This window comes from Amycolatopsis sp. NPDC005003, from assembly GCF_053600695.1.
This window is the reverse complement of the sequence record NZ_JBSGAI010000006.1, coordinates 139,102-152,276: the sequence shown is the minus strand read 5'-3', so window position 1 is coordinate 152,276 and position 13,175 is coordinate 139,102. Positions and strand designations below refer to the sequence as shown.

Annotated in this window: 7 protein-coding genes; 2 read left to right on the top strand and 5 right to left on the bottom strand. The window is 70.2% G+C overall.

The window, feature by feature from the left end:
- Positions 1 to 72: 72 nt before the first annotated feature.
- The 5 genes from ACWED2_RS09525 to ACWED2_RS09505 all read right to left on the bottom strand — a co-directional run bounded on the left by ACWED2_RS09525 (position 73) and on the right by ACWED2_RS09505 (position 7,191).
- Positions 73 to 1,542 (bottom strand): hypothetical protein, encoded by a 1,470-nt coding sequence (locus ACWED2_RS09525; RefSeq protein ID WP_449689994.1) that lies wholly within the window; start codon positions 1,540 to 1,542, stop codon positions 73 to 75.
- Positions 1,446 to 2,279, bottom strand: a complete 834-nt coding sequence (locus ACWED2_RS09520) for a hypothetical protein (RefSeq protein ID WP_449689993.1) — start codon at positions 2,277 to 2,279, stop codon at positions 1,446 to 1,448. Before ACWED2_RS09520 ends, ACWED2_RS09525 begins: the two co-directional genes overlap by 97 nt.
- 97 nt (positions 2,280 to 2,376) lie before the next feature.
- A complete protein-coding gene (locus ACWED2_RS09515) occupies positions 2,377 to 3,270 on the bottom strand; it encodes a hypothetical protein (protein WP_449689992.1) in 894 nt (297 codons plus the stop codon).
- A complete protein-coding gene (locus ACWED2_RS09510) occupies positions 3,267 to 3,638 on the bottom strand; it encodes a hypothetical protein (protein WP_449689991.1) in 372 nt (123 codons plus the stop codon). The genes ACWED2_RS09515 and ACWED2_RS09510 overlap by 4 nt, the downstream gene beginning before the upstream one ends.
- Before the next feature lie 10 nt (positions 3,639 to 3,648).
- The gene (locus ACWED2_RS09505) at positions 3,649 to 7,191 is read right to left on the bottom strand and encodes a CHAT domain-containing protein (protein WP_449689990.1); all 3,543 of its coding nucleotides are present in this window, start codon (positions 7,189 to 7,191) and stop codon (positions 3,649 to 3,651) included.
- Between the two features lie 280 nt (positions 7,192 to 7,471).
- Between ACWED2_RS09505 and ACWED2_RS09500 the strand changes: the two genes are divergently transcribed.
- Both ACWED2_RS09500 and ACWED2_RS09495 read left to right on the top strand, forming a co-directional pair.
- Positions 7,472 to 11,368, top strand: coding sequence for a GTPase (locus ACWED2_RS09500; protein WP_449689989.1), 3,897 nt, complete (start codon positions 7,472 to 7,474; stop codon positions 11,366 to 11,368).
- Between the two features lie 26 nt (positions 11,369 to 11,394).
- Positions 11,395 to 13,149 (top strand): hypothetical protein, encoded by a 1,755-nt coding sequence (locus ACWED2_RS09495; RefSeq protein ID WP_449689988.1) that lies wholly within the window; start codon positions 11,395 to 11,397, stop codon positions 13,147 to 13,149.
- Positions 13,150 to 13,175: the final 26 nt, after the last annotated feature.

Genomic DNA, 13,175 nt, shown 5'->3' with positions numbered 1-13,175 from the left:
CGCGCTATCGCCTACCCGTGACTGCACCCGGCGGCAATTCCTGCCCGCCGAGGCGGCCACGCCCGGCCGCCTTCAAGACGTTGAACGGGTCGAGCGGTTCGAACGCGCCGCGAGGTAGTCGCGCAGACGGGCGTGCCGGAACTGGTAGACCCCGCCGGCTGCCCTGAGCACTCCTCGCTGGTGGGCGTCGGCCAGGAACGGCATCACACGCCACGGCAGCCGCCCGGTCAGGGACAGCCACAACCGCGCCACCAGCCAGGGACCCCAAACGGTGACGAACAGCATCCAGATCAGCAGCCCTGCCGCAACGGTGATCAGGAAGCCGGGAATCCAACGCCCGCCGGCGAACACAACGGAGATCGGGACACCGAACGCAGGCTCGAAGGCGAAACCCAGCATCGTCCAGAACACTGCCGCCCCGCCCACGCCGACAGCAAGCCCCTGACGCAGTGCCGCACGCCGGTCAGTGCGCAACAATTCGGCCGGGCTGGTGGTCTCGGTGGGGTCGACCGGAGTCCCGAGCGCACGGACGAAAGACACCACGAACCACATGCCGAACCCCGCGAACAGACCGGCGGCGAGCCCGACGGGAACGACGTTGCCGGTGTGACCGAACACCGACGCCGCGACCCCGAACAGCGCGCCGCCGGCAGTCCACACGACAAGCCACGCGATGGTTCGCCAGCCCCGCAAGCTGACCGCGAGCTGTCCGGCGATCTGCCCCAGGCGGCCCAGTACCTGCAGCCGGATGCGGGCCGGGGCGGGCCGGATGCCACGGGCCTGACCCACGATGGTCCCCCCGGCGATGCCGGTGATCAGTCCGGCCACCAAAGTCGCGATCACCCACGCGCGCTGGGGAACGGGGTCGGGCCAACGCCCGGCCCAGCCGGGATAACCGGCGGCGAGCCATGCCGCGGCCGTGATCACCGTTCCGGCCACGGCACCCACCACGGCCCTCGGCACGGCCAGCACCAACTGCCACCAGGCGATGTCGTAGGTCTCGCGGCGGCAGATCTGCCAGGCCAGGAACTGCAGCCACCGCTGCACCCGGTCCGAGCGGGCACGCCCGACCTGGCCGGAGTACACAGCGGGCACGAACCCGGCGAGCAGCAGATCTTCGAGCACCTCACGGGTCGTCCGCGAATCCGGGCTGTCGACCGCAAGCAGTGCCGCAGGATCCGCGTCGGTGTCACTGAACACCGTCCGGGCCAGCGCCACCATCAGCGGTGTCGAAAGCACTTCGAACAGCGCACTGTCGACGCCGGAGCGCCGGGTGTGCTCCAGGACCGGGTGCCACTTCGTTCCGGAGCCACGCCCCTTCCGGGTCGTCAGCGGCAGGTAGCGGTCGAGATCGTCGATCGTCAACGCCTCGAGCTGCACCACTGCCGCCGCCGTAAGCACATCGGATGCCTCGACGGCATCGCGGAACTCGCGGGGCCTGCTGGTCAGCAGATACCGATCACCCGGCCGCATACCCGTGTTGATACTGGTGACGACTTCCCCGCGCAGGCCTTCGGTGACCTCGTCGAGGCCGTCGAGCACCGGCAGGATCCGCCGGCCGCGAGCAGCCGGGCCGCGACGCTCTCCCCCGATCCGTCCGGCCGGCCGAGCACCGGGTAGGTCGTGATGAGCTGCTCGGTGAGCCAGTCGCGCAGGGAGGCGCGGCCCGGATCCCACGACCCGAGCGAGAAGATCACGGGTACCGGCTCCTCGGTCCCCCGGCCACGCTCGTCCAGCAAGGTCAGCGCGAACCGGGAAGTCAAAATCGTCTTGCCCGCGCCGGCTTCGCCCAGCACGACAAGCCTCCCGGACGGGATCCGGCGGAAGACGCCGACGACGTTGTCGCCCTGGCCGGCCAAGGCCAAGACGGTTTCATCATCCGGGCTGCCGTTGATGTTCTGCCAGTGATCGGCCAGCTCGCCGTCGGCGGTACTCCACCGGAACGGCAGCGGGAACGGGTCGTGCACGCGCCTGACCTGCTCCTCCGATTCCCACTGCATCCGCACCGCGTCGGCCAGGATGTCCGCGAACACGTCGAGCCGATCGGCCGGGCTGTCCGATGTGATGGCCTGTCGTTCCTGCCGGGCCGACACGAAAAGGGTGTAGACCGTGATCGGGAAGCTGATCCCGGCGATCACCATGCTGACGATACTGGCGATCTTGTCGCCCTGGTCCAGTCCTCCCTCGACCAGCAACAGCACCAGGCCCACGACGAGCGCCGCACAGAACACCACGCCGCAGGCGATGCCCACGGTCCGCCGGGCAAAGGATCGCCGCACTTGTCTCAACTCACTCCCCCCGAACCAACGCGCCGCGAGTTATGATGCACCCCGCGACCGCTCCCGTACCCGCATCCCGGAATCGGACAGTCGTTGCCTACTCGACTTCGGTGAACATCGGCTTCGCGCTGTCCGAGCCGTACCTGAGGTAGGACACAAGCTGCTCCCCCAGCGCACGTTCCTCGGCTGGGTTCGCGGGCAGGGGCCAGCGCAGTTTCCGGTAGAGATCCAGCCGGTGAAGATCGATCGCGGCCTCCATCAGTTCGGCGTGGGTTCGCGCCGCCCCGTGGACGACGGTGCGCTGCAGCAGCACCGCGGCGGCGATGCCAAGCGGGGCCGCCCACCATACCCACGGGCCGAGCACGACGAACAACACGCACCAGCACACCGCCATGACCGCTCGCTCCAACCCGTTCACGGCGCCGGTGAGCTCCTTCTGCGTGGGTTCCGGCATGACGAGGAACAGCTGCGGCCAGATCGCGACCGGGTCGAGGCCGTACTTGTCGATCGGCCGGGTCTGGGCGGCCCGCGCCAAGTTGCCGAGCTTCGTGGGCATGTACCGCTCCGCGATGCTGGGCAGCTGCCGAAGGCGCTGATCCAGCCGGGAATCGGTGCGTTGATCTCGTTCGAGCTCTTGCATCGTTCCGGCGTCGCGGTCGGCGGCGCTCGTGATGCGGCGCACCAGACGCGCTCGGACGGGGTCCAGCCAGGTCGGCCAGTATCCTTGCAGCCATCTGAGGACCCGCGGAGTCATCCCCAGAACGATGCCGGCGACCAGTGTCACGCCGACCAGAACGGCCGCCGTTGCCAGGCCCTGCTCGAAACCGGAGCGTCCGGCCAGCCACCGCGTCGTCCGGGTGATCAGAGCCCCGCCGTCGTGGCTGGACCACGCACCGACGGCCGCGCCCAGGAAGGCCGCCGCCAAGAGCGCCGCGCCGAACATGCGTTGCGAAGCCCGCCCACTGACCGTCCGGAAGATCGAGTCGATCACGGCTTTTCCTCGGTACGGACCAGGTCGACGTCGTGCACCGGGCACTTCGGCGGTCGCTCCCCGACGAAGCGCCGGTACCAGACCAGAGTGCCCTCGGGGCAGGTGAACGTCGCGGATGGCCGCACGAACCCGGGATCACCGCTCAAGCGGGCGTAGTCGCGCTCGCTCGCCGAGACCGCCTCCAGGTAGTCGGACATCCACTCGCGCACCCGGTCCTGCCGGCTGATCACCGATACCAGGCTCTCGTCGTCGGGTGCAGCCGCGAGCTCGGCCGTGAACGTGGCCGCCGACTCCGTCCCGATCAGTTCGGGCAGGTGAGGCCGCACGGCTGCCGCGGCACCGCGGATCGACGATTCTTCGTTGGACACTCGGAGCTCCTCATGCACCTACGTAGATGAACGGCGCCCAGAAGTATGGCTCACTGAACGGGCGGTCGGTCAGCGGCCGCAGTCGCAGGAACTCGAGCGCCGGCGGCAGGTCTTCGCATTCTCGGAGAATCTCGCCGGCGGACACGGTGCGCAACCACTTGCGGGCACGGGCCAGCGCCACCGGCGGCTCCGAACTGCGGTACTCGCGGTAGAACGCCTGGACGAACAAGAGGGTCGCCGCGTCGTCCACCCGCCACAGCGTTCCGATGACGCCGATTGCGCCGCTGTGGATGCACGCGGAGGGCAGGCCGACGACTTCGTCGCGTGCGGACAAGACGTCGCTGATCCCCGTCTGGCAGGCGGAGAGGAACGCGAGTCTCACGCCGCTGAGCAGCTGGTGCTGGATGAGTTCGCGCAGCGACAACGGTTCCTCGTCGACGTAGATGGCTGATTCGGCAGGCTCGTCGAGCCGGTAGACCCCATGCGTGGCGAGATGCAGGTGATCGAATCGCGCCAGCGCAGCCAGCAGTTCATCCTTGGCCGACGGCCCCGCCGGCACCGTGATCCCGTCACTGAACGCCGCGGCGACGGCTTCGACTTCGCGGCTCGCCAGCGGGAGGGATCGGTGGGCGTAGCCGAGCACGCCGGGTCGCCGTCCGCTCTCCCGTGCCAGCCTCGTGCGGCAGTGGTGCCGGACTTCGGCGGAGACGGCGTGGAGCAGGACCGAGCCGTCTTCGGTGAACAGAGCGAAGGGCACGGCGCTCCACGGGCCCATCGGGACGATCATGGTCGTCCCGAGACCCTGCAGGCCGTCCCGCAACCATTCCGCCACCGGCGACCGTTGCAAGTCCTCGATCGCGTGCCGCATCAGGTCGCCACCGAGCACCGCGCCCACGAGCAGCCCGCCGCGGGGCCCGTCGCGGTGGAGCAGCAGCGCGGCCAGGTCGTCGTGCGTGAATGCGTGCTCCCGCTTCTCGATCAGCCCGGTTTCCGGCCGAAGGGTGAGCATGACCGTGCCCCACGCCGACGACAGGATGTAGACGACTGCGTCCAACCCGGCGGCGTACCGGCGGATCGCGGCGACGTCGGTCGGCGCCGGGGTGGTCAGCCGGGCGCGCGCCTGCTCCGCCGCTCGCCGGGCCGACTCCAGCTCGGACTGTCGCTGCCGGTCCTCGGAGCGAGCCTGCTGGGCCGTGGTACGCGGATGGGCGAGCCACGGCGCCCGGACGGCGGCCTCGGCGGCCCGCACCGACGCGAGGGCACGGTGGTACTGCCGGTACTCGTCCGAGTCGTGGTCGGCCGACAGGTCCACTGTGGCCGGGTCGAGTTCGAGGGCCTCCCGCAAAGCGAACGCCCGGCCTGCCTCGGCGAGCGTCGCCGCCTGTGCGAGATCGCCGGCGCGGGCCGTCGCGTACGCCGCGGAAGTGTGCGCTACGCCGGCCTGCCGGAACAGGGCCGTTCGGGCGGACGCCCGCGCCGCGTCTTGGTATGCGTACCGGAATGCGGTGACCGCGGTCTGGAAGGCCTCGGCCGCCTCCGGCCAGTGCGCGGCCTCGGCGTGGCATTCGCCGACGACGCCGGCGGCCCGGGCGGCGATGCCCGGCGCCCGCGCCGGAGTCAGCTCCTGCAACGCGAGTTCACCATGCACGACCGCCGCGCCCGGGTCGCCGTGGATCTGGTGCACGACTGCCTTGTTGAGCTGGGCGATTCCCCACTCGAACGGAAGGCGGTCACGCGGCAGCGCATCGATCGCGTCCTCGGCGAAGGCCAGCGACCCAGGCAGATCCGGATCCGCCATTTGTGCCTTGACCAGGCTGAGGCCGGACATCATCAGGCCCCAGGGCCTGGGCATGCGGTCGCGGTCGTGGTAGCTGATCGCCCGCGCACCGTGTTCCAGGGCGCGGCCGGCGTACTCGACGGCCCCGCTGTTCACCCGTCGGCCGAAGAGGGTGGCGAGCTGCTGATGGCACTCACCGGCAATGGGACTGTCGGGCTCGACGGCCGCGAGAACCTCTTCGATCAAGTCGACGGACTGCTGCTCGAACGGCTCGGCCGGTTCCAGATCCCGCTCCAGCATGGTCATCGCCAGTCCGAGCCGGGCCCTCGACCATTCGGCGAGGTTGTTCTCCCGGCGGGTCGCGGCCGTCGCATTGCTGAAGCAGGTGAACGCCATCTCGATGTTACCGGCTCGGTCACCGGCGTAGCGCTCCTGATAGCAGACCCCGAGGTTGTTCTGGACCATCGCCCACTCCATTGGAGCGTGGTCGCGCCGCCACCCGGCTGCGGCGAATTCCAGCTCCGCACGGGCCTTCTCGATGTTGGCCGACCGGTCACCGTGCTGCGAGCGCAAATACTGCATACCCAGGTTGTTGCGGAGAAGCGCAACGGTGAAGGCACTTTCCGCAGGGTCGAGCAGCGCCAGCGCTTCCTCGGCCAGCCGGAAGCTACGTGCCTCGTTCTCCGCCCGGTCGCCGGTGAGGCGGGCACCGTAAGCGTTGTGCAGGTTGCCCAGAACGGCGACGCGACGCGCCCGGTCGCGGAGGCTGTCGACCCGGCTCAGTTCCGGGAGCCCGAGGGCTTCCTCACCGACTCTGATGGACCGTTCGATCCAGGTACCCGCATCGCCGGTTTGCCTCTGTTCGTAGTACATCATGCCGAGGTTGCTCAGGGCAGCGGCCAGCCAGGTGCGCTCCGTTTCCGCGCGCAGCACGGGCAAGACCGGCTCCAGGATGGCAATCGCCTCAGCGTGGTCCTGGACACCGCTGTGCTCGTTCAGCTTGAAGCGGGCCAGGGCGCGGTAGACGTTCGCGTGCACCCGCTGGCTGCCTTCGGCCCGCTTCTCCAATGCTGTCGACTGGATCAGCGCCCGCTCGAACCCCTGCGGTGTCGGGCCGCGCACCGGATCGATGAGCTCTTCGATCTGGGTCAGCTCCACGGCGATCCGGAGCCTTTCCAACACCGGAGTCACTTCTGCGATGCGCCGGTCGGCTGCCTCGCCGAAGCGCCGTCGGGCAAGGCTCAGTTCCGCGAGCGAGGTGTCAACCTGCGTCAGCTGGTCCGCCACAGCGGCTGACGGATCGAGGCGCTCCCGAATCCGGGCGAGCAGAGCTTCCAGATCGTCCGGAAGGGGCTCCTCCGCCGGCGCGGCGTCCTCCTGGACCGCCGCCGGCGTCACATCCGCCATCCATTTCTCGATGACCGGGGTTATCGCCTCGAGTTCGCCCCAGCCGATGTGCGGTGCCTCGGTCAGGTTTTCGGCCGTGCGGACCACTTGCGCCAGATCCGACCCGGTCCACTGGCTGTCGTGGCGGCTCATCCCCGGCACCGCGACGAACAACATCGTGGGCAGGTGTCGCTGGTGGTAGACGAGCAGGGGATGCGGAAGCCGCGTGGTGCTGTGGCAGTAGCGGCAGACGAAGTCGAAGATGATCCCCTCCCGGATTTCGTCGAGAACCTGGGGCTCGGCTTCCAGATTACGGATCATGCGCAGCTCGACGAGCATCTGCCGACGGCACCCGGCGCACTCGGCGACACCCCCTACCGGGTCATACATGTCAAGCTCCAACCTCGCACTTCCGGTAGGGGGCCACTGGTTCCGCCGGGGGGCCGGACGCCGGCGATATCTGCACCGTTATACCGAATTTCACATCGGAACACAGCGGCGGCCGCGGTTGGAAAAACGCACACCCCAATCCCGATGAGGCGGCGAAGACGCCGATACCCGATCACCTCGACTTGACAGAAAACGACAACACCTCGCTCGGTGAACTTTCTGCGCCGCGGCCGCGTAGTCCAGTCCGGGAACGCCTTGACTGACGAGTCGAAAGCAGATCATGAGCAGACTTCGTGCTGCGACCGCGCGAGCGGTGGCGGAGAACCAGGAGCTGGCCCGACGGACCGCGGCGGAGCTGCGGGCACTGGCGGACCGCCTGCGCAGCAGTGTTTCCGCTGTCTGCCCGGACGAGTTCGCTTCGGCGGTCCATCGCGACGAGCGCCGAGTGCTCGGCGACATCGCGGCCGAGCTCACCGAGCTCGGCCACCGGCGGACAACCGGGTTCGACAAGTTTTCCATCGTCTTGTTCGGCCGGACCGGAGCCGGGAAGAGCAGCCTGCTGGAAGCGTTGCGCGGCGGCCACGGTGACCTGATCTCGCCCGGCTACGCCGACTGGACGACCGAGGTGAGCTCGGTCGACTGGGAAACGTGCACCGTCGTCGACACCCCGGGCATCCAGGGCTGGGGTCGCACCACGAGCCGCGAGGAGCTCGAGGAGCTGGCCCGGCAGGCCTTGATCGCCGCCGACATCGTCATCCTGTGCTTCGACGATCAGAACCAGCTGGAGGGCGAGTTCCGCAAGGTGGCCGACTGGATCGCCGCCTACCGCAAGCCGGCGGTCGTGGTGCTCAACGTCCGCCAGCAGAACTGGCGGTTGCCCGCCCGGGTACCCCGGCTGCGAAGCCGGGAGACGCTGAGCTTGGCGCAGGCGGAACACGCCGGCCACATCCGCGACAAGCTGGCTGCCGTCGGCTTGGTGGACGTGCCGCTGGTGGCGCTGAACACCCAGCGAGCCGTGTTCGCGCGGGTCCGGGAACCCATCCGGCTGCCCGAGGACCAGCTGCCATCCTGTCGCGGGCAGCGTGCAGAGTTCGGCACCGCGACATTGCTGGACTGGTCGAACCTGCCGCTCCTCGAAGACCTGCTGGCGACCGCGATCGACACCGGCGCCCATCGCATCCGGCACGGCATGGTGCTGGGCCGGGTCATCGGCAGGCTGGATCGCGCCGCGGCGCGCCTGGACGACGAGGTCGCCCAGGCCGCAGCCGAGGCGGTGCGGCACACCGAACGCGGTCTGGAACAGCTGCTCACGATACTCGGTGTTCCGGACCCCGCGGGCCCTGCGGACCCGGCGATGCGGCGCCTCCTCGAGGGGCTGGACCGCCTGCGCGCGGCACGCGGCGGTGACTTCGACACGCCGCCGGCCGGAACCGCGCAACGACACGCTCGAAACGCCATCGCGGCCACGCTCGGCAAACTCCGCCGGGAAGCCGCGGACCGGGCCGAACAGGTCGTGGACGAAGCGATTCGCGACCGGCGTGAAGTCGACGCCGCCGAGTTCCACCGAAGGGTCTTCGAAGTGGCCGAGCTGGAACAGGCCACCGTCCGGCTGACCGCCGAGCTCACCGAGCACCTGGCGGCGAAGGTCGGGCTCGCGGCGGCGGACGTCGTCGCCGACCTGGAAGCGGTCCGGGTGACCACGGCGACGGTCTCCGGCCGGGCCGGCCGGGCCACCCAGAACGGCGGCGACGCGGCCGGCGTCGCCTCGGTCGGCCTCGGGCTCTTGTTCACCGCCGGCGCGGCCAACGCGTGGAACCCCGTCGGCTGGTCGCTGCTGGCCGCCAGCGTCGCGACCGGCTTGGCCGGACCGCCCGTGCGCAAGTGGCTGCGCCGCCGGGGCGCCCGCCGCCGCGAACAGGAGCTCTCCCGGGCCAGGGGCGCGGCACGCGCGGCGGTGGCCGAGACGTTCGACAACGTGCAGGACGACATGGCCGGCTGGTTCGACGACGTGGTGCGGCAAGCCGCGGTCGGCCGGCTCACCGGACTGGTGGACCAGGCGCTGGCACTGCGCACTGTCCAAACCACCGCCCAGGACAACCTCCGAGTGGTCGGCGAGACGCGCAACCAGATCAAGCGGTGGGCCGACGAGGGCCCGGCACCGAGCGGGGTCCTGCGGGAGGCCGTTCGCCTGATCGAGACGGCACACCCGGCCGACACGGTCCGGCGCTCGATCTGGCTGGGCGAGCAGTGGTGTGACGACCCGACGGGCTTGGACGGTGCTCCCGCCCCGCCGCCCACCAGGCAGACGAGCGCGGGCACCAGCCCGATGGACCAACGGATCCTCGATCGCCTGCCCCGAGTGCTCGCCGAGGCGTGCGCGGTGCCCCTCCCCGGTGCGGGACGGGCCTGGCTGGCCAGGCTCACCGAGGCGCTGACCGACGACCCGCAGGCCACCACGCTGCTGTCGGAACTGCACGAGCTGGCGGCCGACGAGCGCCCGCGCGTGCTGGTTCTCGGCGACTACAGCGGTGGCAAGTCGTCGCTGATCAAACGACTCCTGGTCGACGACGGTCAGCGGCAGCCGGAGGAACTGAGGGTCAGCGGCGGACCGGCCACCGCCGAGGCGGGCAGCTACCCGTGGGCGGGGGTGCGGCTGATCGACTCACCGGGCCTGCAGACCGATCCCGAGCACACCGAGCGCGCGCTGGCCGAGATTCCGGACGCGGCTCTCGTGCTCCACGTAGTCGGCGCCAACACGGTGACCGGGGATCGGTCCGGGCTGGACCTGGTCCTCCGCGGAGATCCCCGACGCGGCGTCCTGGCCAAGCTCGACCGCACTGTCTTCGTCGTCAACCGGGCCGACGAGCTGAGCGTAAACCCATTCCTGGACATGGCCGGGTTCGCACGGGTCCTGGCCGCCAAGGAGACCGAACTGCAGGCCGCGCTCGCCGCCGGACCGGACGACGCGCACGTCACCGTCCCGCTCGACCGCGTCCTGTTCACCGCCGCCGATCCCGGCGGCTTGGTGGGCAACGACCGGGACGCGATCTCGGCCGACTACGACACGCACCGCACCTGGGACGGAATCGGCGCGTTGACCGCCACGCTGGTCCGGTTCGGCCCGCAGCTGGCGGAGAACGGCGTCGACGTCACCGTGCTGCACGGCGGCCTCGCCCGGCTGGGCGCGCTCACGAAATCGACGCAAGCGGAACGCGATACGGTGCACCACCGGATGGTGCTGCGCGCGCGGTTGCGCGCCGACATCGAGCACGCGGTGCACTCCTTCGACCTCGTCGAGCGGCGAGCGGGGCAGACCCTGCGCCACGTCGTCGCGAACGCACTGGATCAGCTGATCGAGAGCGCGCTGCTCGCCGACGGGGACAGCCGGGCGACGATCCTGGAACGCGCGGTCCGGTTCTGGGACGACGAAGAGATCGGGCAGGCGGTTCGCGAGTGGTCCGCCGACACCGAGCACCGGGTGCTGGAGTGCTCTGACGAAGTCGTGGCCCTCCTCCGGCGCACGGTCGGCTCCCGCGACTTCCGGCGGAATCTCGGTGACGTCCCCGGCCTCGCCCCGGTGCAGTTCCCGGAAGACCGCTCGGACCAGTACGAAACCGTAAACCAAGGGGCCTCCGCACTGGACAAGGTGATCCGGGTCGCCGGACACCTCCAGCACACCAAGGTGCTGCGGACCGGCGCGGCCACGGCGCAGGGGCTCGCCGCCGGAGCCTTCCTGCGTCAGGGTGCCTTCCGCAGCGTCTGGCTCGGGGCCGCGTTGCGGGTCGCCCACGACTCTCAGACGAAGGCGGCAATGGTGCTCCGGACCGCGCGGCGGACCGGCGCGGGACTGCAGGTGCTGACGACCGGAATCGAGCTCGGCCTCATCCTGCGCGACCGCCGGAAGGACAGAGACCGCGAAGAGCAGTTCGCCGAGGCGATCCGCGCCCTCGGTGATCAGGGCGACGAGTGGGCGCAGTCGATCACCGAAGCGGACCCCGCGCTCGACCACCTGCGCACCGCCGCGGCCGCGCTGCACGACGCGTTGTCCACCCTGGCCGAGGAGGAGGCCACGGACCATCGCGCTTCGAGCGCCCTCGACGCCCGGCTGCGCACCTACGAACGCTGCGCCGGCGACGGCCGTGCGGCGCTCGCCTGCCTCGCTACCGCCACCCCGTGACCGCACCACTGACCGAGGAGCGTCGCTTGTCCGAGAAGCCACCCACCACGGACTGGACCCGCCGCGTCCAGGAACTGTTGCGCGACCTCGCCGGCGATTGGGTCGACGAAGCAGCGGCGGAGTGGACCGCCTTCGACGCCCGGCCGCTGCCGCGGCTGACCGTGCACGGCCCGTACAGCGCCGGGAAGTCGTCCCTGCTCAAACGGATCCTGATCGCCGACGGCACACCCGTGCCCGACTGGTTGCGTATCGGGGCCGCACCAACCTCCGCTTCGCTGGAGTACGTCGATTCAGGCGGCCTGACCTGGGTGGACACCCCGGGTACCGCGGCCGGCGACGAGCAGCACGACGCGCTGGCGGACACGGCTCTCGGCCTGACCGACGCGGTGCTCGTGGTCCTGCCGCCGCAACTGCTCGTCGGAGACACCGCACGAGTTCTCGGGCTGATCGACGGCACCTTCCACAACCCCTTCGCCCAGCAGCCGCTCTTCCCCGCCGGCGCGCTGGTGATCGCGGTGGCCCGGATGGACTCCGCGGGAGTCGACGCCGTCGACGATCTCGACGGGTACCGCAAGCTCGGCGACCGGAAACGCAAGGAGCTGCACGCCGCGGTGCAGCGTGCGAACGCGGATCTGCCCGCCGAGTCGGTGTTCCTGGTCGCCGCGGACCCCGACACCGTGAGCCGCTACCCGCAGACCGAACCCGAGGACTACGCCGGCAACGAGAAGTGGGACGGCGTCGACGCCCTGCGAACCGCCCTCGGCGAACTCCCCGCCCGCCGCTCCGTGCTCCGTGACGCCGCGGCCGTCCGGTACTGGAGCTGGATCGGCGCCCAGGCCCACCACCGCGCCACCGCAGAGCTGAACCAGCTCAGCACAGTCGTCGGCGCCGCCCGGTCCCAGCAGAAGGAAGCCGACCTCCACCTGGCCGAGCTGCGAGCCCTCGACGACGCGGCCCGCACCCGGCTCCACGAGATGCTCCGCACGAGCCTGCTGTCCCCCGGTCCGTCTTCGGACGGCCGAGACGGCCAGCGCGCCCGGCTGGAGGAACAGCTGGGCGCCACGATCGACATCTGGCTCGGCGAATGGGCGGGCAAGCTGGAACAGCTCGCACGCGCCGCTGCCACCGAGCAACGGGTGCGCACCGAACGCCCGAGTGCCGCCGAACTTCGGCGGTACCTCGACGACCTCGCGGCCACCCCGATCCCGGAACCTACCACCGGTCGCGGGGCACACAGCCTGTTCGACGGATTCCACCAGCACGCGAAGACCGCGGCCCGCAACACGTTCACCCTGATCCAGGGGTTCAGCCCGGACGACGCGCACGCCGAACTGCTCCGCCTGCGCAACCTCACCGCTGCAGAGCTCGACAAGTACTTCACTGGGCCCAACGCACTGCTCACCAGCACCGCGCACGCGTCGCAGGTCCGGCGGAACCTCCGCCGCCTCGAAGTGGCCGAACAGCTGCTGCCGCTCGTACTCGAGCTGGGCGGCATGGTGGCCGGACGTCTGGCCGAGACGCACGCCGAGCAGCGTCGCATCGACCTCAGAGCCCAGCTCCGCGAGCAAGCCGACCGGATCGCCCAGCACGTGCTCGACGGTGGCGAAGACCTGCAGTCGTGGTCGGCCGCCGTCGACGTCGTACGACAATCTCTGACGGCAACCCGTCAGCAAGCAGACACCGCGGTACAGGCCCAGGCACGCAAACAGACGGTCGAGAAAACACTTGGCACCCTCGAAGCCGTACTGGCGGCACCACCTCGTCCGGATGCTCGATGTTGACGACGGCAAGCAGCGACTGCTGAGCG